The organism is Ligilactobacillus sp. RTP31139st1_D10_RTP31139_211217, assembly GCF_040226755.1.
GTDB lineage: Bacteria > Bacillota > Bacilli > Lactobacillales > Lactobacillaceae > Ligilactobacillus > Ligilactobacillus animalis.
The window spans coordinates 94,818-121,158 of sequence record NZ_JBCOAR010000007.1; the positions used below are offsets into that span (position 1 = coordinate 94,818).

The following is a 26,341-nucleotide window of genomic DNA, read 5'->3' on the forward strand; positions in this document are numbered from 1 at the left end:
TTCTAAAAAAACGTTTTTATCCAGCAAAAGATTAATTTTTTTATCTAATGCCTTAATTTAACGATTTACATTTAAAAAACGGTTTTCTCAAATAGCTAAAAAACGCCTAATAATAAAGTTTTAGTCCGCAAACTCCTAAATTCAAACATAAAAATTTTAAGTTATATAAACTAAAAAAGAGTGCCCTAAAAAAGGCACTCTTTTCATCGTTATTTAAGATTTATACCAAAAAAATGAAGATAATAAAAAAATCACTTTTTATAACGAAGGTTTCACAGATCCAACACCTGCTACTTAGGACTAGACTCGGTTTTACCCAACATCGTAACGCCCAGTTATCGCTATAAAAGTGACACTAGTAATATTCGTCGCTAATAATTAAAAATTAGTCGACCAATTCAAGAACAGCCATCTTAGCTGCATCGCCGCGGCGTTCGTTCATCTTGATGATACGTGTATAACCGCCGTTACGGCCTTCAAAACGAGGTGCAACTTCTTCAAACAACTTTTGCAATGCTGTTTGAACAACTGCCTTATCGCCATCTTCTTTAACGTCTGCAACAACATCCATCATGAATGCAGCAGCACGACGACGAGAAGCTAAATCACCTTTTTTACCCAAAGTGATCATCTTTTCAGCAGTCTTACGTACTTCTTTAGCACGTGTTTCTGTTGTAACGATACGACCGTTAACGATCAAGTCAGTTGTCAAGTTGCGTAACATTGATTTACGGTGTGCGCTTGTGCGACCTAATTTACGGTAAGCCATGAACAGTTCCCTCCCTTAAATTTTATATTAGTCATCATGACGTAATGACAAGCCAAGATCTGCCAATTTAGCCTTAACTTCTTCCAAGGACTTGCGACCAAGGTTACGTACCTTCATCATATCTGCTTCAGACTTGTTAGTCAAAGCTTGCACAGTGTTGATACCAGCACGCTTCAAGCAGTTGTATGAACGTACAGATAAGTCAAGTTCTTCGATTGTCATTTCAAGCATTTTTTCTTTATGTGTTTCTTCTTTTTCGACCATGATCTCAGCATTCTTAGCTTCATCTGTCAAATCAACAAATAATGTCAAATGCTCTGTTAAGATCTTAGCGGACAAGCTGATTGCTTCACTTGGTGTGATCGAGCCGTTTGTCCACACGTCTAACGTTAATTTATCATAATCATTTTTTTGACCAACACGTGTTTTTTCTACTTGGTAGTTGACACGTTCGATCGGGGTATAAATTGAGTCGATTGGTAAAACGCCAATAGGCATGTCTTCAGCCTTAGCTTTGTTTTCCGTTGCGGAAACATAGCCTCGACCCTTGTTAGCAGTCATTCGAGCATGGAACACAGCGCCATCAGCCACAGTACAAATATATTGATCTGGGTTGAGGATTTCTACATCACTGCTACCTTGAATGTCACCGGCAGTAACTTCTTTTGGCCCAACAACATCAAATTCCAAAGTTTGAGAATCTTCAGAATCAAGTTTAAGTGCGACTTTCTTTAAGTTCAAAATGATCGCTGTTACATCTTCTAAAACACCTTTTACAGTTGAGAATTCATGTAACACACCATCAATTTGAACATCAGTGATCGCCGCACCTGGTAAGGAAGAAAGTAAGATACGACGTAAGGAGTTACCTAAAGTTGTACCATAACCACGTTCAAGCGGTTCAACGACGAACTTGCCGTAATCTTGGCCTTCTTCGATTTTATGAATTTTTGGTTTTTCAAATTCGATCATTCTTATCTTTACCCCTTTCAAAACGTTACGTGTAATCTGGTTGAAAACATTATGAGTCTATCCTCAAAATGAATACTGATCCACATTAAACACGACGGCGTTTTGGAGGACGGCATCCGTTATGAGGAACTGGTGTAACATCCTTGATAGATGTAACTTCAAGACCTGTTGTTTGAAGCGCACGAATAGCAGCTTCACGACCAGAACCAGGACCTTTAACTGCAACTTCAACAGTCTTCATGCCATGATCCATTGCACCCTTAGCTGCTGCTTCAGCGGCCATTTGGGCAGCAAATGGAGTAGACTTACGGGAACCCTTGAAGCCTAAAGAACCTGCTGATGACCATGCTACGGCGTTACCATGAACGTCTGTGATCATAACAAGTGTGTTATTGAATGTTGAATGAATATGTGCAACACCGCTTTCGATATTCTTCTTTACACGGCGCTTACGAGACTTTTTAACTGCCATGAAATAGCTAACCTCCTTCTTAGATTATTTAAATTATTTCTTCTTACCTGCAATTGAAACTGCTGGGCCTTTACGTGTACGCGCATTGTTCTTCGTGTTTTGACCACGAACTGGTAAATGACGACGATGACGTAGACCACGGTAAGAGCCAATTTCGGAAAGACGCTTGATGTTTAAAGAAACTTCACGGCGAAGGTCACCTTCTACCTTGTAGTTATCAACAACAGCACGGATCTTGTCTTCTTGATCTGCTGTTAAATCGCGAACGCGAACGTCTTCTGAAACACCTGCTTCAGCTAAGATCTTCTTAGCTGTTGTATTACCGATTCCGTAAATATAAGTTAAGCCGATAACGATACGCTTGTCGCGTGGTAAATCGACACCTGCAATACGAGCCATTACAATTACACCTCCTGATTAATTATTATCCTTGACGTTGTTTGTGCTTTGGATTATCGCAAATAACCATAACGCGACCTTTGCGTTTGATAACTTTGCAATGTTCGCACATTGGTTTAACTGATGGTCTTACTTTCATGAATTATACCTCCTAAATATTTTTGAAGTACAATCTATTTAAAGCGATAGGTAATGCGACCCTTAGTCAAATCATAAGGGGACATTTCAACAGTAACCTTGTCTCCTGGTAAAATACGAATATAATGCATGCGGATCTTACCGGAAACGTGAGCTAAAATCTCATGTCCATTTTCAAGTTCAACTTTGAACATCGCATTTGGCAACGTTTCTTTGATCGTACCCTCAATTTCAATCACATCATCTTTCGCCACGCAAAAGTACCTCCTTAAATTGGTTTTAAAACTTTACACGTAAAAATGTGAGAAGCTTTTTATGGAGTCCCACCTTTTTCCGCAAGTTCTGTTTGCTCAAAATGGCAAACTGAGCCTATTGAAAAGATAAACCTGAATTATCATATCATAGTGCCAAGCTGGATGCAAGCACTATTTTAAAAAAATGACAATCCAGGTGTATCTTTTTTATTTGATTTTAGTTGATTTGATCTAAAACAGCCTTGATATCAGCAAAAACTTTATCGATATCTTGGTTACCATCAACTTCATGCAAGATACCTTGTTTCTTGTAGAAGTCTAATAATGGTGTGTTCATCTTGATATTAACATCAAGACGGTTCTTAACTGTTTCAGGTTTGTCATCTTCACGTTGATAGAATTCGTGTTCACCACAACGATCACAAGTACCTTCGACCTTAGTTGGGTTAAAGATCTTGTGGTAAGTTGCGCCACAGTTACGGCAGATATAACGGCCTGTCAAACGTTCCATCAAAGATTCTGGGTCAACATGAATGTTGATCACACAGTTCAATGGCTTGCCTAATTCAGCCCCGAATGTTTCCAAGGCTTCAGCTTGGGCCATGTTACGTGGGAAACCATCAAGCATGTAACCATCATTAACATCATCTTTAGCTAAACGTTCTTTAACGATACCGTTCGTTACTTCATCAGGGACAAGTTCACCCTTATCTATGTAACTCTTAGCTTCGATCCCCATTGGAGTATTGTTCTTCATTGCTGCACGGAAGATATCCCCCGTGGAAATGTGTGGAATGTGATATTGGTCCACGATCTTTTCAGCTTGGGTACCCTTGCCCGCACCTGGCAGACCCATCAACATAAGATTTAATGCCATTGTAAAATGCTCCTTTATACTTCAAGATTACGTTTTGAACTTTCCCGTTTTATATAACCACAAATACATCGTGATCACCAAGGTATGCTCCATACCCAGCTCGGTTTAAACGTCCATATTGATTATACCACTAAATAGCCGTAAAAATAAGGACTTACCTGCGCTAAAATGCATTCATACTCTATATAAAAAACAACAAGCAAAGTTGAGCAACTTTGCTTGTTGTCAATGGCAGTTCATTATTTTCTGATAAAACCGATATATTCACGTTTCATCATCATACCGTTCAATTGACGCATTGTTTCAAGAGTTACCCCTACAACGATCAAAAGACTAGTACCACCTAGACCGATCGATTCATTCAAGCCCCAAACAGCCGAAGCTACTAATGGGATCAATGAAACGAGCCCTAGGAAAAGTGAACCTACTGAGCTCAAACGCATCAATAAGCTTGAAACATACTTTTGTGTTTCACGCCCTGGCCAAACAGAAGGAATATAGCTTCCTTGTTTTTGCAAGTTTTCAGCCAATTTTTCAGGGTTAACTTGCACAAAGGCATAGAAGAACGTGAAGACAACAATAAGCACTGTATACAAGATCATACCTGGTACAGTTTGCATATTGAACAATTTGCTCATAATGATGTACCAATTATCTTCCGAGTGATTTTGTGTAAATAACATCAAGATCGTTTGCGGAGTTGCGATAAATGAGCTAGCAAAGATAACTGGGATAACCCCAGCAACGTTCACTTTCAATGGTAAATATGAACTCTCTGAAGCACCTGCGAGGCGTCTTGTATATTGGATCGGAATCTTATAGTTAGCTTGTTGAACATAAGTCACGAATGTAACGATCGCCAAGATAGCTAATAATAAGATGACAATATATAAGATCGGTTGCCACAAGTCTGAGGCACCTTGGAATTCTTCAACAAATACCTGACGAATACCATCTGGAACACGGGCGATGATACCCGCCATAATGATCATTGAGATCCCATTACCGATACCACGATCAGTGATCATATCACCTAACCAAGTCGTAAACATCGTACCACCAGTCAAGATCAACCCGATACTGATGTATGTTTGTGGACTTGGATCTTTCACCAAGTTCAAACTACTCATATAGTTGAACCCAGCTGTAATCCCGATTGATTGTATAAACGCGAGCACAATGGTCAGATATCTAGTCCACTGATTTAACTTGCGCCGTCCGACTTCACCTTGTTTACTCCATTCAACAAATCGTGGAACAATGTCCATTTGTAATAACTGAACAACGATCTGAGCGGTAATATATGGAGAAACACCCATTGCTAAAATGGAATAGTTAGTCAAACCGCCACCGCTAAAAGTGTTCAAGATACTAATTAACCCTGAAGACGCAACACTATTCAATGCTTTAGCGTTGATCCCAGGGACAGTGATATACGTGCCTAAGCGAAATACAACCAAGACACCTAAGGTAAATAAGATTTTATTGCGAATCTCTTTTACAGCAAAGGCGTACTTTAGTGTCTTAAGCATGTATTACATCACCTCTGCTTGACCGCCTGCTGCTTCGATAGCTGCTTTAGCACTGGCAGAGAACTTATTAGCTTTAACAGTTAATTTCTTGTTCAATTCACCATTACCTAAAACTTTAACGCCATCTTTTTCATTCTTAACGATACCAGCTTCCACCATCAATGCTGGTGTTACTTCTGCACCGTCTTCGAATTTGTTTAAAGTTTCTAAGTTTACAATAGCATATTCCTTGCGGTTGATGTTATTGAAACCACGTTTTGGCATACGACGGAACAATGGCATTTGTCCACCTTCAAAGCCCAAACGTACTTTACTACGAGCCTTTTGACCTTTTTGGCCACGACCTGCAGTTTTACCGTTACCGGATGAAGTACCACGACCTACGCGGTTACGTACTTGGCGTGAGCCTTCAGCTGGCTTTAATTCATGTAATTTCATTAGGGTTGGCACCTCCTTATTTATCTAAATAATAATTATTTAGCCAATTCAACGTCCACTAAATGATTGATCTTGCGAATAGCACCGCGCATTGCAGCGTTGTCAGGAACGACAACAGAGCTGTTTACACGTCCAAGGCCTAAGCCCTTAACGATTTCGCGTTGATTTTGAGGACGTCCGATGACAGAACGAACTAAAGTAACTTTTAAGTTAGCCATGAATTTGTCCTCCTTATTACTCTGCTAAGTGTTGAACAGAAACGCCACGTAAAGCAGCAACTTCTTCAGCACTCTTCATGTTAGCTAAACCATCCATTGTTGCACGAACAACGTTGATTGGTGTGTTGGAGCCTAATGATTTACTTGTAACATCAGCAACTCCGGCGAGTTCCATAACGGCACGAACAGCACCGCCAGCAGCAACCCCAGAACCAGCTTCAGCTGGCTTAAGTAAAATACGACTACCGCTGTATTGACCGAGAACTTCGTGAGGAAGTGTTGTTCCGACCATTGGAACTTTAACTAAGTTCTTACGAGCAGCATCAACAGCCTTACGGATAGCTTCTGGAACTTCTTGAGCTTTACCTGTACCGAAGCCCACGTGGCCATTATGGTCACCGACGATTACTAAAGCAGCAAAGCGAAGACGACGTCCACCTTTAACAACTTTAGTGATGCGGTTGATCGCAACAACGCGATCTTCTAAATCTAATTGAGCTGGATCAATAAAAGTCATAAACGTTATTTCCTCCTTTTCCTAAAAGTCTAAGCCGTTTTCGCGAGCAGCTTCAGCCAAAGCTTGCACACGACCATGATAAAGGTATCCGCCACGGTCAAATACAACTTCTTTGATACCCTTGTCTGCAGCACGTTTAGCCACTAATTCACCAACAGCACTTGCTTGAGCTGTCTTTGTACCAGCGCTAACTTCACTGTCTAAAGTAGAGGCACTGACCAGCGTCACACCCGCTACGTCATCAATAACTTGAGCGTAGATGTTTTTGTTTGAACGATAAACATTTAAGCGTGGGCACTCAGCAGTACCAGAGATCTTACCACGAACACGTGTATGGCGCTTTTGACGCGTCTTATTCTTATCTGGTTTTGAAATCACTTTTTTCACCTCTTAGTTTTATTTAACAGCAGATCATGCTGCAAGATTATTTACCAGTCTTACCTTCCTTACGACGTACATATTCGCCAACGTAACGAATACCTTTGCCTTTGTAAGGTTCTGGTGCACGAGTTGCACGAATGCGAGCAGCGCAATCGCCAACGTCTTCTTTGTTGATACCAGAAACGATAATTGATGTAGCTGATGGAGTTTCAAATTTGATTCCATCTTCTTCTTCAAATTCAACAGGGTGAGAGTAGCCCACGTTTAACACGAGCTTCTTACCTTGCATTTGAGCACGGTAACCAACACCACGAAGTTCAAGTTCTTTCTTGTAACCTTCTGTTACACCAACTACCATGTTGTGGAAGTTAGCACGGGTTGTACCATGCATTGCTTTAGCTTTTTTATCATCGCTTGAACGTTCAAATGTTGCAACGTTACCATCGATGTTGATCTTGATAAGATCAGAGAATTCACGAGTTAATTCACCCTTAGGACCTTTTACAGTCACAACGTTTCCGTCTTGTTTTACTTCAACGCCTTCAGGTAATTCAACTGCCTTATAACCAATACGACTCACGAGATGGACACCTCCTTTTGAACTTTATATATTACCAAACGTAAGCGACTACTTCGCCACCGATTTTCTTAGCGCGAGCATCTTTATCTGTCATAACACCTTCAGATGTTGACACGATAGCGATACCTAAACCGTTAAGAACCTTAGGCACTTCGTCAGCTTTAACGTATGAGCGTAAACCTGGTTTTGAGATACGACGGATACCAGAGATAACGCGTTCGTTGTTTTTACCGTATTTCAAGAATACACGGATGATACCTTGCTTGTCATCTTCGATGTATTCTACATCACGAACAAATCCTTCGTTCTTAAGGATTTCAGCGATGTTTTTCTTCATTTTTGAAGCAGGAACTTCTACAGATTCATGCTTGACCATGTTAGCATTACGAATACGTGTCAAGAAGTCTGCAATAGGATCTGTCATTGCCATGTTATTGCCTCCTTTTCCTTGTTAATATGGACTACCAGCTAGCCTTTTTCATGCCAGGGATTTGACCCTTATGAGCAAGTTCTCGCAGGCAAACACGGCATAACTTAAATTTACGATATACAGAATGAGGACGACCGCAACGTTCGCAACGTGTGTATTCTTGTGTTGAGAACTTAGCTGGGCGCTTATTCTTTGCTACTTGTGACTTTTTAGCCAATGTGAAACCCCCTTATTTAGCGAATGGCATTCCAAGTTGTGTCAAAAGTTCTTTGGATTCTTCGTCTGTGTTAGCAGTTGTAACGATAACGATATCCATACCACGAACCTTGTTAACATTATCAAAATCAATTTCAGGGAAGATCAATTGTTCGCGTACGCCCAATGTGTAGTTCCCGCGGCCATCAAATGCACGCTTGCTTACACCATGGAAGTCACGCACACGAGGCAATGAAACTGAAACTAATTTGTCCAAAAATTCGTACATACGTTGTCCACGTAAGGTAACCTTGGCACCGATTGCCATACCTTCACGTAAACGGAAGCCAGCGATAGATTTCTTAGCGCGGGTAATAACTGGTTTTTGACCAGAGATAAGCGTAAGTTCTTCCACAGCTTCATCCAAATTTTTAGCATTGCTTACAGCATCACCAACACCCATGTTGATAACGATCTTATCAACCTTAGGTGCTTGCATGATTGATGAGTAGTTGAATTTTTCCATCAAGGATGGAACGATTTCATTAGTATATTTTTCTTTTAAACGGTTAACCATGAAGAAAGTATCCTCCTTTCTCGACTATTCACTGATTTTTTTAACGTTAGAAACATGAATTGGTGCTTCCATTTCAACGATCCCACCGTTTGGGTTTGCGTTGTTAGGTTTTTGATGCTTCTTAACGATGTTTACACCTTTTACGATCACACGATCATTTGCTGGGAAAGCCTTGATAACAACGCCTTCTTTACCTTTGTCCTTACCAGCGATAACTTTAACTTTGTCATTGCTCTTGATGAACATTTTCTCTGCGCACCTCCTTGCCAAATAGACGGATATTATAATACTTCAGGTGCTAAGGAAACGATCTTCATGAAGTTTCCGTCACGTAATTCACGTGCAACAGGTCCGAAAATACGTGTACCCTTAGGTGACTTGTCATCACCGATGATAACAGCAGCATTTTCATCGAACTTGATGTATGAACCGTCAGCACGGTGTGCACCAGATTTTGTACGAACAACAACAGCCTTGACAACATCGCCTTTTTTGACAACGCCACCTGGTGTTGCTTGTTTAACAGTAGCAACAATAATGTCACCGATATTAGCAGTCTTCACACGGGAACCACCCAAAATCTTGATAACCAAGATTTCGCGGGCACCGGAGTTATCAGCGACTTTCAAACGACTCTCTTGTTGGATCACAGTATGTGACCTCCTTTCGCTATTAGATAGATCAGAATACGAATGCTTTGTTAGTTATCGAAAATTAGATAATAACTGCTTTTTCAACGATTTCTAATAAACGGAAACGTTTTGTAGCTGACAACGGACGTGTTTCCATGATCTTAACAATGTCGCCAACTTTTGCTTCATTGTTTTCGTCATGTGCCTTGTATTTCTTTGAATACTTAACACGTTTGCCGTAAACTTTATCGTTCACGTAAGTTTCAACAACAACAGTGATTGTTTTTTCCATTTTGTCAGAAACGACACGTCCTTGATAGACTTTGCGTTGGTTACGAGCTTCACTCATGCGCGATTAGCCTCCTTTTCGTATTCTTATTTGTTCAATTCTTGTTGACGCAACGCAGTCTTGATGCGTGCGATCGTTTTACGAACTTCTTTCAAGCGTGCGGTGTTTTCTAATTGACCGGTAGCTAATTGGAAGCGTAAGTTAAATAATTCTTCTTTGAATTGCTTTTCTTTTTCGAGCATTTCAGCAGTGGTTAATTCATTAATTTCATTAATCTTCATTTGATTCGCCACCTACCTCACGTTTTACAAACTTAGTCTTGACTGGGAGTTTGTGGGAAGCTAAACGCAATGCTTCACGAGCAACTTCTTCAGAAACACCACCAATTTCAAACATGACCTTGCCACGTTTTACAGGAGCTACCCAGCCTTCTGGAGCACCTTTACCGGAACCCATACGAACACCAATAGCCTTAGCTGTGTAAGACTTGTGAGGGAAAATCTTGATCCAAACTTTCCCACCACGCTTCATGTAACGAGTCATAGCAATACGAGCAGCTTCGATTTGACGGTTTGTGATCCAATGTGAATCAGTAGCTTGTAAACCGAATTCGCCGAATGTTACTTCCTTACCGCCTTTTGCTTCACCACGCATTTTACCGCGGAATTCACGACGGTGCTTTACACGTTTTGGTACTAACATAGACTATTTCCCTCCTTTACCGTTATTTTTCTTTGTTGGCAATACTTCACCACGGTAGATCCAAACTTTAACGCCCAATTGGCCGTATGTTGTTGTAGCTTCTACCCATGCGTAATCGATATCAGCACGCAATGTATGCAAAGGAACAGTACCTTCTGAGAATTGTTCGATACGGGACATATCAGCACCGTTCAAACGACCAGCAACTTGAACCTTGATACCTTTTGCGCCAGCACGCATTGTACGTTGGATAGCTTGTTTCATTGCACGACGGAAAGCAACACGGTTTTCCAATTGTTGAGCAATGCTTTCACCAACTAATTTTGCTTCTAAGTCAGGCTTCTTGATTTCCACAATGTTGATGTGTACTCGCTTGCCTGTCAAGTTGTTTAATTCTTTACGAAGCTTTTCAACTTCAGAACCGCCTTTACCGATGACCATACCTGGTTTTGCAGTATGGATAGAAATGTTAACACGCTTTGCAGCACGTTCGATTTCTACGGTAGAGACAGCAGCGTCGGCTAATTTCTTTTCGATGTATTCACGGATGTGTAAGTCTTCGTGTAAGTTGGAAGCAAAATCTTTTTCAGCATACCATTTTGCATCCCAGTCACGAATGATACCGACACGTAACCCGGTTGGATTTACTTTTTGACCCACGCGTTATCCCTCCTTATTTAACAGATACCACAACTGTAATGTGACTTGTACGCTTGTTGATTGGGGAAGCAGAACCCTTTGCACGAGGACGGAAACGCTTCAAGGTTGGTCCTTCGTTAACATAGGCTTCGCTTACATAAAGATCTTCAACATCTAAGTCAAAGTTGTTTTCTGCGTTTGCAACAGCAGATTTCAAAACTTTTTCGATTAAGTAAGCACCAGATCTTGGTGTGAACTTCAAGATACCGAATGCTTCAGCAACGTTCTTACCACGGATAAGATCGATCACAAGACGTGCTTTACGTGCAGGGATTCGAACTGTCTTGGCAGTTGCTTTTGCTGATGTTACTTGTTCAGCCATGATTTATCCTCCCTTATTATTTCTTGCCTGTCTTCTTATCGTCTGCGGCATGACCATGGAATGTACGTGTTGGCACGAATTCACCTAATTTATGGCCGACCATATCTTCTTGGATATAAACCGGCACATGCTTACGACCATCATATACTGCGATTGTGTAACCAATAAAGCTAGGGAAAATCGTGGAACGACGTGACCATGTCTTGATCACTGATTTCTTTTCTTGATCAGCTTGTGCTTCAACCTTTTTCATCAAGTGTTCGTCGACGAAAGGTCCTTTTTTCAAACTACGACTCAAAGTATGTCCTCCTTTCGGAACAATAATCGCATAAAATTTACGCGATTAGGAGATTATTTCTTTTTACGACTACGTACGATAAATTTGTTTGACTTAGCTTTCTTAGAGCGAGTCTTAAGACCTGTAGTCTTCTTACCCCATGGAGACATTGGAGATGGACGACCAACAGGAGCTTTACCTTCACCACCACCGTGTGGGTGATCGTTAGGGTTCATTACAGAACCACGGCTTTGTGGACGCTTGCCCAACCAACGGGAACGACCAGCTTTACCGATGTTGATAAGTTCGTGTTGTTCGTTACCAACAGCACCAATCGTAGCACGGCATGTAACTAAGATCATACGAACTTCACCAGAAGTCAAACGAACGATTGCGTATTTGCCTTCTTTACCAAGTAATTGAGCTGATGTACCAGCAGAACGAACCAATTGGCCACCCTTACCTGGTTTTAATTCGATGTTGTGGATAACTGTACCAACTGGAATGTTTTCCAATGGCAATGTGTTACCAACTTTGATATCAGCATCTTTACCGGATTGAATTTTTTGGCCAACTTCAAGGCCTTTTGGTGCAAGGATGTATGATTTAACACCATCAGCATAAACAACTAATGCGATGTTAGCAGAACGGTTTGGATCATACTCGATTGCTTTAACTGTTGCAGGAACATCGTCTTTAATACGTTTGAAGTCGATCAAACGGTATTGACGTTTGTGTCCACCACCACGGTGACGAACTGTGATATGACCGTAAGAGTTACGACCAGCTGTCTTACTCTTAGATGCAAGCAAGGACTTTTCTGGGGTTGTTTTTGTGATTTCAGCGAAATCTGAACCAGTCATATTACGACGACCGTTAGAGGTTGGTTTGAATTTTTTGATCCCCACTATATTTCCCTCCTATGATTAATTTAAAATTTTATTCTTCGTTGAATAATTGAATATCTTTTGATTCTGGTTTCAAAGTAACGATAGCTTTACGACGCTTACGTGTGTAGCCTTCGTAACGACCCATGCGTTTCTTTTTACCTTTAACGTTCATGATGTTAACTTTAGCAACTTCAACTTCAAAGATGTCTTCAACAGCATCTTTAACTTGTGTCTTGTTAGCACGTAAGTCAACTTCAAATGTGTAGCGTTTGTTGTCCATTTCATTCATAGAAGCTTCTGTGATGATAGGACGTAAGATTACATCGCGTGATTCCATTATGCAAGAACCTCCTCTACTTGAGAAAGAGCTCCTTTTGTGATGACCATCTTGTCGCTGTTTACGACGTCTAATACGTTCAAGCCTTTAGCTGGGATAACTGTTACGTTAGCCAAGTTGCGTGCAGCTAATGCAGCTTTTTCGTTGTCATCTTCAAGAACTACTAAAACTTTGGATTTAACATCTAAGTTGTTCAAAACTTCTGCAAATGCTTTTGTCTTTGGAGCGTCGAAGTTCAATGTTTCAACAACTACCAAGCTATTGTCCAATACCTTTTGAGAAAGGACGGAGCGGATAGCCAAGCGACGCACTTTACGTGGAAGCTTGTAAGCATATGAGCGAGGTGTAGGACCGAATACGGTACCACCACCAACCCATTGTGGTGAGCGGATAGAACCTTGACGAGCACGACCTGTACCCTTTTGACGCCATGGCTTACGACCACCACCGCGAACAGCACTTCTGTTCTTAACTGCGTGTGTACCTTGACGAAGTGATGCACGTTGCATGATCACAGCATCAAAAACAACACTTTCATTTGGTTCGATACCAAAAACTGCATCGTTCAATTGAACATCACCGTTTTGTGTACCGTCTTGATTAAATAATGCTACTGTAGGCATGTGTATTTTTCCTCCCTTCCTCTAATTATTTAACTGTACTCTTAATTGTAACGAATGACTTGTTAGCGCCTGGTACGTTACCCTTGATCAAAAGTACGCCGTTTTCTGTATCAGCTTTAACGATTTCCAAGTTTTGGATCGTAACTCGTTTGCCACCCATACGTCCTGGTAATAACTTACCTTTCATAACACGGTTGATGATAACACCCATCGAACCTGGTCGACGGTGGTAACGGGAACCGTGAGCCATTGGTCCACGACTTTGACCCCAACGTTTGATGTTACCTTGGAAACCATGTCCCTTGGACGTACCTGTTACGTCTACGATGTCGCCTGCTTCGAACAAGTCTGCCTTGATTTCGTCACCGACTTTGTATTCTCCAAGCTCAACATCGCGGATTTCACGAACGAAGCGCTTAGGAGCAGTATTTGCTTTTGCTGCATGACCCTTAGCAGGTTTGTTAGCATTCACTTCACGTTGGTCATCAAAACCTAATTGAACAGCTTCGTAACCGTCGTTTTCAACAGTTTTAACTTGTAATACAACGTTAGAACCCACTTCAACAACTGTTACAGGAACTAATTCGCCGTTTTCAGTGAAGACTTGTGTCATACCTACTTTTTTGCCTAAGATTCCTTTAGTGGTCATGAGTACACCTCCAATTAATTTTTATAGTTTAATGTAATTTATTATAATTTGATTTCGATATCAACACCAGATGGTAAGTCAAGTTTCATCAATGAATCAACTGTCTTTGGTGTAGGATTTACGATATCGATCAAACGCTTATGTGTGCGCATTTCAAATTGTTCACGAGAATCTTTGTATTTGTGTGGTGAACGAATAACCGTGTAAATTGTACGTTCCGTTGGCAACGGAATAGGACCGGAAATTTGAGCACCTGTTCTCTTAGCTGTTTCCACGATCTTGTCAGCGGATTGATCTAAAATGCGGTGTTCGTATGCTTTCAAACGAATACGAATTTTTTGTTTTGCCATTATGTTACCTCCCTCGTCTATTTTAAAAATAAGACTAGCTCCGTGAAAATTCCCGTCACGCCTGTGGCAAAGCTCCCGGGTGTGTCGCAACCTTTCACATCATAGCTCATTTAAAATATAAAACAACTGAATTATGCACTTGTCCCTTGCACAAGTACTTTTCTATATTATTACAAACAAAAACACAAATCAAGTATTTTTTTGAAAATATTTTTGTGAAAGCGTTATTTGTGCTTTTACTTTACAACTAGATCACTTTTCTTCTATTATAATAAGAAAAATATATACGAGGTATCTCAACATGAAAAAAGCTCTACTCATTATCGACTACACTAACGACTTTATCGCCGACGACGGTACGCTTTCCTGCAAAGAGCCTGGCCAAGCTATCGAAGAGACTATCCTCAAATTAGCTGACACCTACCTAGCTAACGGTGATTATGTTATCTTACCGACCGACACCCATCAGTTAAACGATAAGTACCATCCTGAAAGTAAATTATTTCCCCCACATAATATAGAAGGAACTTGGGGACACCAACTTTACGGTAAGTTAGCAGAGTGGTACCAAAATAATCAAGCCAACGAATTAGTCTGGCAATACTCCAAAGATCGGTATTCCAGCTTCCAAAATACAGGCTTAGATAACTTTTTACGCACCCGCAAGATCGATACGCTCTGTTTAACTGGGGTCTGCACTGACATTTGCGTTCTGCATACTGCCGTGGACGCTTACGACCTAAACTACTCACTTGAGATCCCTAAAAATGCCGTGGCTAGTTTTGATCAAATCGGACACGAATGGGCTTTACGTCATTTTGAAAGTTCTTTAGGTGCAAAAGTATACTAATATAATAAAGTAGCATGCAGCCTAGATTTAAACTAGCAAGACATGCTACTTTATTTTTAAGCATTTAGTTTAAATTTTTCCTTTTACCTTGCACAAAAAACTTAAACTTCTTAAAATTAGGTTGTACCAAGAAGAGAGAAGGTCATTAATTATGTACTATAATGCAGCACTAGTGCTCGAAGGTGGTGCCATGCGTGGGCTCTACACTTCAGGTATCCTTGATGTTTTACTAAAAAAAGATATTCAATTTAAAACCGTGATCGGCGTTTCAGCTGGCTCTTTGAGTGGTGCTAATTACGTTTCCAAACAATATAAGCGAACTTACAACATCAATACGCAATACCGCGATGACAAAGAATACATCTCAATGGCTAATGTGCTCAAAAAAGAAAGCATCATCAACCTTGATTTCTTATTCGCAGATCACGGACCAACTTGGCATAACTTTGATGTTAAAGCATATGAACGCTCGGAAACTAATTTCGCGGTCGTAGCGACTGAATTGACAAGTGGCAAAGCCGTTACTTTCAATAAACCAAAACCAGGCAAACCATTTGTGAATGCTTTAGAAGCTTCATCTTCTATGCCTTTTATCTCCAAACCAGTCCAAACGGCTAAGGGATTATGTCTAGACGGCGGGATCGCTGATTCGATACCTTATGATCTAGCTCAACAAGCTGGTTTTGATAAGATCGTGGTCGTCAGAACTAGAATGCGCGATTACCGCAAAAAGCCAACTAGTTTTGCTCTTCAAAAGCTCTATCATCGTCATTTCAAAACTTATCCTAACTTTGTCAAAGCTGCGATCGCACGACCAGAAAATTACAATAAGTCGGTCAAAACTTTGAATCAATTGGAAAAAGATGGCAAGATCTTTGTTTTAGCACCAGAAACACCTGTTAAAGTCGGCCGTTTAGAACATAACATCAAAAAACTCGATGAACTCTATCACGTAGGAACTACCGATATGGAAAACAACTTCGATAAGATGATCGCTTACTTAGAAAGTTGATTTTATGTATCACAAAAAGACCGCTGGGATAACCCCAACAGTCTTTTCTTATACCATCAATTATGATTAAGCGTTGCCGCCGTTTTTCTTGATGATTTCTTCTTGGATAGCCTTTGGCACTGGTTCGTAGTGATCCATTGTCATTGTAAATGTACCACGACCTTGTGTTGCAGAACGCAATGTTGTTGCGTAACCGAACATTTCGGACAATGGAACAAATGCGTTAACAACTTGTGCGTTACCGCGAGCTTCCATACCTTCAACACGGCCACGACGAGCTGTCACGTGACCCATAACGTCACCCAAGTTATCTTCTGGAGCAACAACTTCAACCTTCATGATCGGTTCAAGAATTACAGCGCCAGCCTTGGATGCAGCGTTACGCAAGGAAAGTGATGCAGCAACCTTAAATGCAGCTTCAGAGGAGTCAACATCGTGGTAGCTACCATCATATAACTTAGCCTTAACGTCGATCAATGGATATCCAGCCAAGACACCATTTTGCATAGCTTCCTTCAAACCTTGTTCTACTGAAGGGATGTATTCACGAGGAACAACACCACCGACGATAGCATTTTCGAATTCGAAGCCTTTACCTTCTTCGTTTGGTGTAAATTCGATCCAAACGTCACCGTATTGACCTTTACCACCAGATTGACGAACGAACTTACCTTGTGATTGTACTTGTTTTGTGAATGTTTCACGGTAAGCAACTTGTGGTTCACCAACAGTAGCTTCAACGTGGAATTCACGCTTCATACGATCAACGATGATATCCAAGTGCAACTCACCCATACCAGCGATCAATGTTTCGCCTGTTTCAGGGTTTGTTTCAGCCTTGAATGTAGGATCTTCTTCAGCAAGTTTTTGTAAAGCAACGTCCATCTTATCTTGGTCAGCCTTGGATTTTGGTTCCACAGAAACTTGGATAACTGGTTCTGGGAATTCCATGGATTCAAGGATCAATGGGTGCTTAGGATCTGTCAAGGAGTCACCTGTTGTTGTGTCCTTCAAACCGATAGCAGCAGCGATATCACCGGAGAATACTTCAGAGATTTCGTTACGGTGGTTAGAGTGCATTTGCAACAAACGACCTACACGTTCACGCTTGCCCTTTGTAGCGTTCAAGACGTATGAACCAGCTTCCAAAGTACCTGTGTAAACACGGAAGAATGTCAAACGACCAACGAATGGGTCAGTTGCGATCTTAAATGCTAAACCAGCAAATGGCTTGTCATCATCAGCAACAAGTTCAACAACTTCGTCTGTATCTGGGTTTGTAGCGTTATATGGCTTAACATCTAATGGAGATGGTAAGTAATCATTAACACCATCAAGCATCATTTGAACACCTTTGTTCTTGAAGGCAGAACCAGCAAAAACAGGGTATACATCTAAGCTAAGTGTAGCTTGACGAATAGCTTTCTTGATTTCTTCTTTAGAAATTTCTTCCCCACCAAGGTATTTTTCCATGATGTCTTCATTAACATCAGCTAATGCTTCGATCATTTCTTCACGGCGAGTTTGTGCTTCTTCCAAGTATTCTTCTGGAACTGGAACTGTTTCCCAGCTAGCACCAGAAGCATCTTCATCGTAAAGGTCAGCTTGCATTTCAACCAAGTCGATAACACCTTCGAATTGATCTTCAGCACCGATAGGCATTTGAACTGGCAATGGGTTTGCTTGCAAACGGTCCTTGATCGTGCTTACAGAGTAGTCAAAGTTAGCACCAATCTTGTCCATCTTGTTGATGAATACGATACGTGGAACACCATATGTTGTAGCTTGACGCCATACGTTCTCTGTTTGTGGTTCTACACCAGATTGAGCATCCAAAACAACTACCGCGCCGTCAAGAACACGTAATGAACGTTCTACTTCGACAGTAAAGTCAACGTGTCCTGGGGTGTCGATGATGTTGATACGGTTGTCTTTCCATTGCGCTGTTGTAGCAGCGGATGTGATCGTGATACCACGTTCTTGTTCTTGTTCCATCCAGTCCATTTGTGAAGCACCATCGTGTGTTTCACCGATTTTGTGGATCTTACCTGTGTAATACAAGATACGTTCGGTCGTTGTTGTCTTACCAGCATCGATGTGAGCAACGATCCCGATGTTACGTGTTTTTTCCAATGGGAATTCACGCTTGTTTGCCATTTGAGATTTCTCTCCTTCCAAAAATAAAGATAATAGTAGTTCTTTTTTCAAAAAAATGACTACTATAAGATTTACCTATCTAAATCATATAATAGTCATCCTAAAATTACCAGCGATAGTGTGCAAATGCGCGGTTGGCTTCTGCCATCTTGTGTGTATCTTCGCGCTTCTTAACTGATGCACCTGTATTGTTAGCAGCGTCCATAATTTCTTTAGCTAAGCGTTCTGGCATTGTGTGTTCCCCACGTAAACGTGAGTAGTTAACTAACCAACGCAAACCTAATGTTGTACGACGTTCTGGACGAACTTCGATCGGAACTTGGTAGTTAGAACCACCAACACGGCGAGCTTTAACTTCCAAAACAGGCATGATGTTCTTCATTGCTTCTTCGAACACTTCTAATGGATCGTTACCTGTTTGTTCCTTAATAATATCAAAAGATTCGTATAAAATTTTTGATGCAGTCCCGCGCTTACCGTCTAACATCAAACGGTTGATCAAGCGTGTAACCAATTTTGAGTTGTAAATTGGATCTGGGAGCACTTCGCGTTTTGCAACGGCACCTTTTCTTGGCATCTAAAATGACCTCCTCAAATTCTAGCTACTTCTTCGTAATTAAGTATTTTTTAGTTATTTATGTTTAATTATTTCTTAGGTTTCTTAGCACCATACTTGGAGCGACTTTGCATACGGCCGTCAACACCGGCTGTATCTAAAGCACCACGAACGATATGGTAACGAACCCCTGGTAAGTCTTTTACACGACCGCCACGGATAAGAACAACACTGTGTTCTTGCAAGTTGTGGCCGATACCTGGGATGTATGCTGTAACTTCGATCAAGTTAGACAAACGAACACGAGCATACTTACGTAAAGCAGAGTTAGGTTTCTTAGGTGTCATTGTACCGACACGAGTTGCAACCCCGCGTTTTTGAGGAGCAGGATTGTTTGTTTGTACTTTCTTGTAACTGTTATACCCAAAGTTTAAAGCTGGGGAATTAGATTTTGAACCTTTAGACTTACGGCCCTTACGAACTAATTGGTTAATTGTAGGCATATCTAAAGCTTCCTCCTTCCTTGTCTCATGTATTATTTTAAGTACACACATCCAGGAGTTCCTTTTTTATAAATAAAAAAATAACGTCCCGATGTACGTCGTTTAAATGTGTGCTAACTTGCTCACAGCCAGCACGATCTTGGACTGATCCCAAGAGAACTGTTCACATAAAGCACCTTTTACAGATTAACACGTTTAAACAAGGGATGTCAAATAATATTTTCAAATTATGTGCAATTTTTTTCCAAGGTCTTGCGTATCTATAAAGTGAGGAGGAATCTTAACATGCTGATTACACTGATAATTATCTTAGGTTTATGTCTGGGGTCATTTGCGACCTGTCTGGCTTACCGCTCTAAATACCGCTGTTCATTGCTCTATCCGCATTCTTTTTGCGAAACGTGCCAACATAACTTGACGTGGTGGCAATTACTCCCCGTTTTAGGTTATGTTTTACAAAAAGGGCATTGTCATTTTTGCCACCAAAAGATCTCACCCTTAAGCACCTACATCGAATTAGGTTTTGGTCTATTACTGGGGAGTGTCTGCTATTTTTTGCCGTGGGAGATCTGGCCTAATTTCATTTTGACGAGTTTTTGGCTACTTTGCTTGAGCCTAGAAGATTGGCAAGATACGACTATTTCTCTTTACCTATTGATATTGGGTGCCATCTGCTTACTAACGCTTGCTCCCTTGCAGCTTTCCTTTACCCAAGTCGTTTTATTTGGTGTGCTCTTTTGGGCAAATTGGACTAAAAAGCTTGGCTATGGTGATACCTTTGTTATTTTAGTCCTAGGGATAACACTAGGTGATCAAACTTTAGCTAGTATTTTATTTATCGCCAGTCTGACCGCACTTATCTATGCCAAATATACAAAACAACATGCGTTTCCCTTTGTTCCTTTTTTGTCTGTGGGGTATCTTTTGAGCTTGCCTATTGCTTTAAATTGGGCTAAATTTTAAAAAAAAATTAAGTCCAAGGGTCTATCTAAGCAAAATCAAGCGGTTTCAACTATAATTTATAGTGTATAATGATATTTTTATATAGAGGTAAATTATTTATGACACACAAAATTATTTTAGATACTGACCCAGGGATCGACGATGCAGTGATGATCTCAACTGCTTTGACCGACCCCAAGCTAGAAGTCGCTTTGATCACTACTGTTGCTGGTAATGTTACCGTTGATAAAACGACTAAAAATGCTTTGACACTAGTCGACTTTTTTAACAAAGATGTCCCTGTAGCAGCGGGCGCAACTGATCCATTGATCAAAAAATTCGAAGATGCGGCTCGGATCCACGGTGAAAGTGGTATGGCTGGCTATGACTTTCCTGAACCAGCCAGTAAGCCGCTCGCTTTGCATGCTGTCCAAGCTTTACGTGAAACACTCATGAACAGCACTGAACCGATAACTTTGATCACTACTGGAGCGTATACCAACATCGCCCTGCTACTGCGTGAATATCCTGAAGTCAAATCTAAGATCAAGCAGATCATCACAATGGGCGGTTCATTAGGTCGTGGCAATATGACTAGTGCTGCTGAATTCAATATCTTTACTGACCCGCATGCAGCTCAGATCATGTACAACTCTCAGCTCCCGATTGTTATGGTCGGCTTAGATGTTACACTTGCTGGCCGGATCAGTGATGAGACGACAGATAAACTCAAACAGTTTGGGCGTGCTGGTCAAATGCTCCACGATATCATTGGACATGACTTTGACCATGATGAAAATGGAACGGCGATCCACGATCTACAGACGCTCTTTTATCTCGAACATCCAGAAGCTTTTGAGACTAAAGATTACTGGGTCGATATCGTCACAGAAGGACCTGCAGTAGGTGAGACCGTGGCTGATATCCGTGGTGCCTATCATGATGGTAAGACTAACGCTAAAGTCTGTGTGGGGATCGACACTGCTGCCTTTAATCAATGGTTATTAGAAAAGGTCAGCCAAAACATGCAAAATTAAACCAAACAAAAAAGCATCTCGCATTTTTTTGCGAGATGCTTTTTTAGTATATCAGCGATGCTTAGTTTTCATCATCTACTTTAACAGCAGCCATCGCTTCTTTTGCTTCAAGTGATTTTTCCACGTCGGAGATCGAGTAAACACTGTCAGAAGCAGTACCTACTTCTTCAGGAACAATGTCACGGTACTTCTTCATACCTGTACCAGCAGGGATGATCTTACCAATGATAACATTTTCCTTCAAACCGATCAATGGATCGTTCTTACCACGGATAGCAGCATCAGTTAGGACACGTGTTGTTTCTTGGAAGGAAGCAGCAGATAAGAAACTGTTTGTTTCCAAGGAAGCCTTGGTGATACCAAGAAGGACAGGACGTGCTGTTGCTGGGATACCGCCGTTGATCAAAGTATCAACGTTGTTATCCTTAAAGTCGTTGATGTCCATCAATGTACCTGGCAACATGTTTGTGTCACCTGGATCCATGATACGAACTTTACGCAACATTTGACGTGCCATAACTTCAACGTGCTTATCAGAAATTTCTACCCCTTGCATACGGTAAACCTTTTGAACTTCACGCAAGATGTAGTTTTCAGTTGATAAGACGTCACGCACTTTGATCAATTCCTTAGGATCGATCGAACCTACTGTCAAGGCTTCACCACGGTGAACATAGTCGCCTTCTTTTACCTTCAAGACAGAAGTAAATGGTAAGGAGTATGTTCTGGTATCTGTTTCACCTTGAACTGTAACTTCTTTTGTACGTTCAGCTGGGTTTTCTTCAACTGATTGGATGACACCCGTAACTTCTGTGATCGTTGCACGACCCTTAGGATTACGAGCTTCGAAGATTTCTTGCACACGAGGAAGACCTTGTGTGATATCGTCTCCGGCAACCCCACCGGTATGGAAAGTACGCATCGTAAGCTGAGTACCAGGTTCACCGATAGATTGAGCAGCCACAGTACCAACTGCTTCACCCACTTCAACTTCATCACCCGTAGCCATGTTACGGCCGTAGCAGTGTTCACAAACACCATGACGTGTGTTACATGTGAAGGCGGAACGGATCGTGACCATTTCAACACCAGCATCAACAACCTGTTGTGCCATTGTTTCATCGATCATAACATCAGCTGGAACGATAACTTCGCCTGTTTCTGGATGTTTAACAGCCTTCATCGTGTAACGACCTAAGATACGATCGTATAATGGTTCGATCATTTCGTTACCTTCACGGATAGCTGTCACATCTAAACCACGGTCAGTACCACAGTCTGTTTCACGAATGATAACATCTTGGGCAACGTCTACTAAACGACGGGTCAAGTAACCGGAGTCGGCTGTCTTAAGCGCCGTATCGGTCATACCTTTACGAGCACCGTGAGTGGAAATAAACATTTCCATCACAGAAAGACCTTCACGGAAGTTCGCAATAACTGGAAGTTCCATTGTCTTACCGTTAGGAGCAGCCATCAAACCACGCATACCAGCAAGCTGCGTAAAGTTAGAGATGTTACCACGAGCACCGGAATCACTCATCATTTGGATAGGGTTAGATGGATCCATCTTTTCAACTAGCTTAGCTTGGATATCATCTTTAGCCTTGTTCCAAATAGCGATAACACGGTTGTAACGTTCGTCTTCTGTGATCAAACCACGACGGAATTGCTTAGCAACTGTCGCAACTTCTTTATGAGCACGTTCAACGATCTCTGGTTTTTCATCAAGATCAGTAACGTCAGCGATACCCACTGTCAAACCAGATTTAGTTGATTCGTAGTAACCTAAGTCTTTCATGCGGTCCAAAAGTTCTGCTGTAGCAGTAACTTTGTAGTCTTTGTAGACTTGAGCGATGATATCTGATAAGAAACCAGACTTGAATGGTGCTACAAGATCAGCTTCAGCCAAGTATTCATGAATATCTTGACCTGGTTCTAAGAAATACTTATCTGGTGTCTTGCCAGACAAGTTCTCTGCAGTTGGTTCGTTAAGGTATGGGAAATCTTCTGGTAAGATCTCGTTAAAGATCGCTTTACCAGCTGTTGTCACCAAGATCCGGTCTTTTTGCCAGTCTGTAAATGGTGTTCCCTTAGCAGCCAAGGAAGATGCTTGCAAACCAATACGTGTGTGCAAGTGCACGTAGTTGTTTTGGTAAGCTGTGCGAACTTCGTTGACGTCTTTGAAGATCATACCTTCACCTTCACGATCTTTTTCTTCGATCGTAATGTAGTAGTTACCGATCGTCATATCTTGAGATGGTGAGATGATCGGCTTACCATCTTTAGGTGCCAAGATGTGGTGAGCAGCAAGCATGAGCAAGCGTGCTTCTGCTTGAGCTTCATCAGATAATGGCACGTGGATAGCCATTTGGTCCCCGTCAAAGTCGGCGTTGTAAGCTTCACAGGCAAGTGGATGCAAGCGCATAGCTTTACCATCAACTAAGGTAGGTTCAAAGGCTTGGATACCCAAACGGTGCAATGTAGGGGCGCGGTTGAGCAAGACTGGGTGTTCTTTGATAACATCTTCTAAAACGTCCCAGATATCATCGTCACGACGATCGATCTTACGTTTAGCATTCTTGATGTTAGAAGCCATACCACGCTTAGTCAATTCACGCATCATGAATGGTTTGAACAATTCCAAAGCCATTTCATGCGGGATACCCATTTGGTTAAGTTTCAACTTAGGACCAACGTCGATAACCGAACGACCAGAGTAGTCAACACGCTTACCTAACAAGTTTTGACGGAAGCGACCTTGCTTACCTTTAAGCATGTGAGATAAGGACTTCAATGGACGGTTACCAGGACCTGTTACCGGACGACCACGACGGCCGTTATCGATCAAAGCATCAACAGCTTCTTGCAACATCCGCTTTTCGTTTTGCACGATGATGCCAGGTGCATTCAAGTCGAGTAAGCGTTTCAAACGGTTGTTACGGTTGATAACACGGCGGTATAAGTCGTTCAAGTCACTTGTTGCAAAACGGCCACCTTCAAGTTGGACCATTGGACGTAGATCTGGTGGAATAACAGGAATTGCATCCATTACCATCCAGTCAGCATGGTTGCCGGAATTCAAGAAGGCTTCCAAGATATCCAAACGGCGAACGGCACGTGTCCGTTTTTGACCCGTTGCTTCTTTTAATTCTTCTTTTAATTCAGCACATTCTCTTTCTAGATCTACATTGCGTAAAAGTGTCCGGATAGCTTCGGCACCCATTGCTGCTTTAAAGCCATCACCGTATTCTTCACGTTTTTCACGATATTCACGTTCAGTTAAGAGTTGCTTTCTTTCTAAAGGCGTGTCCCCACCATCAGTAACCACATAAGATGCAAAGTAGATGATCTCTTCAAGGGCACGAGGGCTCATGTCAAGCACAAGACCCATTCGGCTAGGGATACCTTTGAAATACCAGATATGTGTTACAGGGGCAGCAAGTTCGATGTGACCCATACGTTCACGACGAACTTTTGCACGTGTGACTTCAACGCCACAGCGGTCACACACAACGCCCTTATAGCTAACTTTCTTGTATTTTCCACAGGCACATTCCCAGTCTTTTGTAGGTCCGAAAATCCGTTCATCAAACAGACCGTCTTTTTCTGGTTTCAACGTACGATAGTTGATCGTTTCTGGCTTCTTGACTTCACCATAAGACCAGCTTCTGATCTTATCGGATGAAGCAAGGCCGATTTGCATGCTATCGAATTTATTGACATCGATCAAAGGACCGACCTCCCTTTCTTATTTTGAAATACGAGTGTTTACTACTTTTCAACTTTTGTTTCTTCTTCGGCTGGTTTTGAGCCTTCTGCTTCAGCTTCTTTTTCTGCTGCAGCTTTTTCGCGCTTAGCTTTTTCTTCTTCCGAAACTTTAGCTAATGCATCGACTTTCATGATGTCATCATCATCTTCGTCCATATCGCGCAATTCGATCTCTTGTTTTTGAGCGTCGAGCACTTTCATATCAAGACCAAGTGATTGTAATTCCTTAACTAAAACGCGGAATGATTCAGGCACGCCTGGTTGTGGAATTTGTTCACCCTTAACGATAGCTTCGTAAGTCTTAACACGGCCGACCACGTCATCAGACTTGTAGGTCAAGATTTCTTGCAAGGTGTAAGCTGCCCCATAAGCTTCAAGGGCCCAAACTTCCATTTCCCCAAATCTTTGGCCACCAAATTGTGCTTTACCACCAAGAGGTTGTTGTGTAACCAAGGAGTAAGGTCCAATTGAACGAGCGTGGATCTTATCATCGACCATGTGAGCGAGTTTCATGTAGTACATGACACCAACAGCGACACGGTTATCGAAGGCTTCACCTGTACGGCCATCGTAAAGAACTGTCTTACCGTCAGATGGAAGACCAGCTTCTTTCAAGGCTGCCCAAATATCTTCGTCACGAGCACCATCGAAAACTGGTGAAGTTACGTGGATACCGAGTTTACGTGCAGCCATACCCAAGTGCAAGTCTAATACTTGCCCGATGTTCATACGGGAAGGCACACCCATTGGAGAAAGCATGATGTCGATTGGTGTACCATCTGGCATAAATGGCATATCTTCTTCAGGGATAACAACAGAAACAGTACCCTTGTTACCGTGACGACCAGCCATCTTATCGCCGACTTGTAATTTACGTTTTTGTGCAATGTAAACACGAACCATCATGTTAACACCAGGTGCTAATTCATCACCAGCTTCACGCGTGAAGATCTTCACGTCTTGGACGATACCGCCACCACCGTGAGGCACACGT

37 protein-coding genes and 1 pseudogene are annotated in these 26,341 nt (G+C 41.6%); 4 read left to right on the top strand and 34 right to left on the bottom strand.

The window, feature by feature from the left end; all coding sequences use genetic code 11:
* Window positions 1–385 precede the first annotated feature (385 nt).
* The 29 genes and pseudogenes from rplQ to rpsJ all read right to left on the bottom strand — a co-directional run bounded on the left by rplQ (window position 386) and on the right by rpsJ (window position 14,519).
* Entirely contained in the window at window positions 386–769 is a 384-nt protein-coding gene (gene rplQ, locus ABT996_RS05770) for a 50S ribosomal protein L17 (protein ID WP_004050261.1), read from the bottom strand.
* A gap of 27 nt (window positions 770–796) precedes the next feature.
* Window positions 797–1,741 (bottom strand): DNA-directed RNA polymerase subunit alpha, encoded by a 945-nt coding sequence (locus ABT996_RS05775; RefSeq protein WP_010688171.1) that lies wholly within the window; start codon window positions 1,739–1,741, stop codon window positions 797–799.
* 85 nt (window positions 1,742–1,826) lie between these two features.
* Window positions 1,827–2,213 carry a 30S ribosomal protein S11 gene (gene rpsK / locus ABT996_RS05780; RefSeq protein WP_004050265.1) on the bottom strand — a complete coding sequence of 129 codons (387 nt, stop codon included), beginning with the start codon at window positions 2,211–2,213 and terminating at the stop codon, window positions 1,827–1,829.
* 33 nt (window positions 2,214–2,246) lie between these two features.
* The gene (gene rpsM / locus ABT996_RS05785; RefSeq protein ID WP_004050267.1) at window positions 2,247–2,612 is read right to left on the bottom strand and encodes a 30S ribosomal protein S13; all 366 of its coding nucleotides are present in this window, start codon (window positions 2,610–2,612) and stop codon (window positions 2,247–2,249) included.
* Window positions 2,613–2,637: 25 nt separating this feature from the next.
* Window positions 2,638–2,751, bottom strand: coding sequence for a 50S ribosomal protein L36 (gene rpmJ / locus ABT996_RS05790; protein WP_003696792.1), 114 nt, complete (start codon window positions 2,749–2,751; stop codon window positions 2,638–2,640).
* Window positions 2,752–2,785: 34 nt separating this feature from the next.
* Window positions 2,786–3,004 (bottom strand): translation initiation factor IF-1, encoded by a 219-nt coding sequence (infA, locus tag ABT996_RS05795; RefSeq protein ID WP_003689399.1) that lies wholly within the window; start codon window positions 3,002–3,004, stop codon window positions 2,786–2,788.
* 217 nt (window positions 3,005–3,221) lie between these two features.
* Window positions 3,222–3,881, bottom strand: a complete 660-nt coding sequence (locus ABT996_RS05800) for an adenylate kinase (protein WP_010688172.1) — start codon at window positions 3,879–3,881, stop codon at window positions 3,222–3,224.
* Window positions 3,882–4,120: 239 nt separating this feature from the next.
* The gene (secY, locus tag ABT996_RS05805) at window positions 4,121–5,413 is read right to left on the bottom strand and encodes a preprotein translocase subunit SecY (RefSeq protein ID WP_010688173.1); all 1,293 of its coding nucleotides are present in this window, start codon (window positions 5,411–5,413) and stop codon (window positions 4,121–4,123) included.
* A 3-nt stretch (window positions 5,414–5,416) separates the two neighbouring features.
* Entirely contained in the window at window positions 5,417–5,851 is a 435-nt protein-coding gene (rplO, locus tag ABT996_RS05810; RefSeq protein ID WP_004050280.1) for a 50S ribosomal protein L15, read from the bottom strand.
* 35 nt (window positions 5,852–5,886) lie between these two features.
* On the bottom strand, window positions 5,887–6,069 hold the full coding sequence (gene rpmD, locus ABT996_RS05815; protein WP_004050281.1) for a 50S ribosomal protein L30: 183 nt from the start codon (window positions 6,067–6,069) through the stop codon (window positions 5,887–5,889).
* A gap of 16 nt (window positions 6,070–6,085) precedes the next feature.
* On the bottom strand, window positions 6,086–6,586 hold the full coding sequence (gene rpsE / locus ABT996_RS05820; protein ID WP_004050282.1) for a 30S ribosomal protein S5: 501 nt from the start codon (window positions 6,584–6,586) through the stop codon (window positions 6,086–6,088).
* Window positions 6,587–6,607: 21 nt separating this feature from the next.
* A complete protein-coding gene (gene rplR, locus ABT996_RS05825) occupies window positions 6,608–6,973 on the bottom strand; it encodes a 50S ribosomal protein L18 (protein ID WP_029507270.1) in 366 nt (121 codons plus the stop codon).
* 37 nt (window positions 6,974–7,010) lie between these two features.
* Window positions 7,011–7,547, bottom strand: a complete 537-nt coding sequence (gene rplF, locus ABT996_RS05830) for a 50S ribosomal protein L6 (protein WP_010688174.1) — start codon at window positions 7,545–7,547, stop codon at window positions 7,011–7,013.
* A 31-nt stretch (window positions 7,548–7,578) separates the two neighbouring features.
* Entirely contained in the window at window positions 7,579–7,977 is a 399-nt protein-coding gene (gene rpsH, locus ABT996_RS05835; RefSeq protein ID WP_010688175.1) for a 30S ribosomal protein S8, read from the bottom strand.
* Window positions 7,978–8,008: 31 nt separating this feature from the next.
* A complete protein-coding gene (locus ABT996_RS05840; RefSeq protein WP_004050287.1) occupies window positions 8,009–8,194 on the bottom strand; it encodes a type Z 30S ribosomal protein S14 in 186 nt (61 codons plus the stop codon).
* A 12-nt stretch (window positions 8,195–8,206) separates the two neighbouring features.
* Complete coding sequence (rplE, locus tag ABT996_RS05845) at window positions 8,207–8,749, bottom strand: 50S ribosomal protein L5 (protein ID WP_004050289.1); 543 nt, start codon at window positions 8,747–8,749, stop codon at window positions 8,207–8,209.
* A 33-nt stretch (window positions 8,750–8,782) separates the two neighbouring features.
* Window positions 8,783–8,995: pseudogene (gene rplX, locus ABT996_RS05850) on the bottom strand (50S ribosomal protein L24); the annotation flags it as partial.
* Window positions 8,996–9,030: 35 nt separating this feature from the next.
* Window positions 9,031–9,399 carry a 50S ribosomal protein L14 gene (gene rplN, locus ABT996_RS05855; protein ID WP_004050293.1) on the bottom strand — a complete coding sequence of 123 codons (369 nt, stop codon included), beginning with the start codon at window positions 9,397–9,399 and terminating at the stop codon, window positions 9,031–9,033.
* Window positions 9,400–9,463: 64 nt separating this feature from the next.
* Entirely contained in the window at window positions 9,464–9,730 is a 267-nt protein-coding gene (gene rpsQ / locus ABT996_RS05860; RefSeq protein WP_010688176.1) for a 30S ribosomal protein S17, read from the bottom strand.
* Window positions 9,731–9,756: 26 nt separating this feature from the next.
* On the bottom strand, window positions 9,757–9,951 hold the full coding sequence (gene rpmC / locus ABT996_RS05865) for a 50S ribosomal protein L29 (RefSeq protein WP_004050297.1): 195 nt from the start codon (window positions 9,949–9,951) through the stop codon (window positions 9,757–9,759).
* Window positions 9,941–10,372 (bottom strand): 50S ribosomal protein L16, encoded by a 432-nt coding sequence (gene rplP, locus ABT996_RS05870; RefSeq protein WP_004050298.1) that lies wholly within the window; start codon window positions 10,370–10,372, stop codon window positions 9,941–9,943. The genes rpmC and rplP overlap by 11 nt, the downstream gene beginning before the upstream one ends.
* A gap of 3 nt (window positions 10,373–10,375) precedes the next feature.
* On the bottom strand, window positions 10,376–11,032 hold the full coding sequence (gene rpsC, locus ABT996_RS05875; RefSeq protein WP_004050300.1) for a 30S ribosomal protein S3: 657 nt from the start codon (window positions 11,030–11,032) through the stop codon (window positions 10,376–10,378).
* Between the two features lie 13 nt (window positions 11,033–11,045).
* Window positions 11,046–11,393 (bottom strand): 50S ribosomal protein L22, encoded by a 348-nt coding sequence (gene rplV, locus ABT996_RS05880; RefSeq protein WP_004050311.1) that lies wholly within the window; start codon window positions 11,391–11,393, stop codon window positions 11,046–11,048.
* A 16-nt stretch (window positions 11,394–11,409) separates the two neighbouring features.
* On the bottom strand, window positions 11,410–11,691 hold the full coding sequence (gene rpsS / locus ABT996_RS05885; protein ID WP_004050313.1) for a 30S ribosomal protein S19: 282 nt from the start codon (window positions 11,689–11,691) through the stop codon (window positions 11,410–11,412).
* Window positions 11,692–11,744: 53 nt separating this feature from the next.
* A complete protein-coding gene (gene rplB, locus ABT996_RS05890; RefSeq protein WP_010688177.1) occupies window positions 11,745–12,578 on the bottom strand; it encodes a 50S ribosomal protein L2 in 834 nt (277 codons plus the stop codon).
* Between the two features lie 31 nt (window positions 12,579–12,609).
* A complete protein-coding gene (gene rplW / locus ABT996_RS05895; protein ID WP_004050317.1) occupies window positions 12,610–12,897 on the bottom strand; it encodes a 50S ribosomal protein L23 in 288 nt (95 codons plus the stop codon).
* Window positions 12,897–13,520 carry a 50S ribosomal protein L4 gene (rplD, locus tag ABT996_RS05900; protein ID WP_010688178.1) on the bottom strand — a complete coding sequence of 208 codons (624 nt, stop codon included), beginning with the start codon at window positions 13,518–13,520 and terminating at the stop codon, window positions 12,897–12,899. The genes rplW and rplD overlap by 1 nt, the downstream gene beginning before the upstream one ends.
* A gap of 25 nt (window positions 13,521–13,545) precedes the next feature.
* On the bottom strand, window positions 13,546–14,169 hold the full coding sequence (gene rplC / locus ABT996_RS05905) for a 50S ribosomal protein L3 (protein WP_004050322.1): 624 nt from the start codon (window positions 14,167–14,169) through the stop codon (window positions 13,546–13,548).
* 41 nt (window positions 14,170–14,210) lie between these two features.
* Window positions 14,211–14,519: a 30S ribosomal protein S10 gene (gene rpsJ, locus ABT996_RS05910; protein WP_025086710.1), complete on the bottom strand. Its 309-nt coding sequence runs from the start codon at window positions 14,517–14,519 to the stop codon at window positions 14,211–14,213.
* 301 nt (window positions 14,520–14,820) lie between these two features.
* Between rpsJ and ABT996_RS05915 the strand changes: the two genes are divergently transcribed.
* Entirely contained in the window at window positions 14,821–15,369 is a 549-nt protein-coding gene (locus ABT996_RS05915; protein WP_010688179.1) for a cysteine hydrolase family protein, read from the top strand.
* A gap of 151 nt (window positions 15,370–15,520) precedes the next feature.
* Window positions 15,521–16,381, top strand: a complete 861-nt coding sequence (locus tag ABT996_RS05920) for a patatin-like phospholipase family protein (protein WP_035447732.1) — start codon at window positions 15,521–15,523, stop codon at window positions 16,379–16,381.
* 66 nt (window positions 16,382–16,447) lie between these two features.
* Here ABT996_RS05920 and fusA read toward each other — a convergent pair whose 3' ends face one another.
* The 3 genes from fusA to rpsL form a co-directional block, all read right to left on the bottom strand.
* A complete protein-coding gene (fusA, locus tag ABT996_RS05925; protein ID WP_004050332.1) occupies window positions 16,448–18,538 on the bottom strand; it encodes an elongation factor G in 2,091 nt (696 codons plus the stop codon).
* A gap of 106 nt (window positions 18,539–18,644) precedes the next feature.
* Window positions 18,645–19,115, bottom strand: a complete 471-nt coding sequence (rpsG, locus tag ABT996_RS05930; protein WP_004050334.1) for a 30S ribosomal protein S7 — start codon at window positions 19,113–19,115, stop codon at window positions 18,645–18,647.
* A gap of 68 nt (window positions 19,116–19,183) precedes the next feature.
* Window positions 19,184–19,597 carry a 30S ribosomal protein S12 gene (rpsL, locus tag ABT996_RS05935; protein ID WP_004050336.1) on the bottom strand — a complete coding sequence of 138 codons (414 nt, stop codon included), beginning with the start codon at window positions 19,595–19,597 and terminating at the stop codon, window positions 19,184–19,186.
* Window positions 19,598–19,882: 285 nt separating this feature from the next.
* Here rpsL and ABT996_RS05940 point away from each other — a divergent pair, with 285 nt between their 5' ends.
* Window positions 19,883–20,560: a prepilin peptidase gene (locus tag ABT996_RS05940; protein WP_010688181.1), complete on the top strand. Its 678-nt coding sequence runs from the start codon at window positions 19,883–19,885 to the stop codon at window positions 20,558–20,560.
* A 98-nt stretch (window positions 20,561–20,658) separates the two neighbouring features.
* Window positions 20,659–21,576, top strand: coding sequence for a ribonucleoside hydrolase RihC (rihC, locus tag ABT996_RS05945; protein WP_035447708.1), 918 nt, complete (start codon window positions 20,659–20,661; stop codon window positions 21,574–21,576).
* A gap of 61 nt (window positions 21,577–21,637) precedes the next feature.
* On the opposite strand, the gene rpoC is transcribed toward rihC, so the two are convergent.
* On the bottom strand, window positions 21,638–25,309 hold the full coding sequence (gene rpoC / locus ABT996_RS05950) for a DNA-directed RNA polymerase subunit beta' (RefSeq protein WP_035447706.1): 3,672 nt from the start codon (window positions 25,307–25,309) through the stop codon (window positions 21,638–21,640).
* Between the two features lie 41 nt (window positions 25,310–25,350).
* Window positions 25,351–26,341, bottom strand: a 991-nt coding sequence (locus ABT996_RS05955; RefSeq protein WP_502882680.1) for a DNA-directed RNA polymerase subunit beta, incomplete at its 5' end; no start/stop codon positions are given.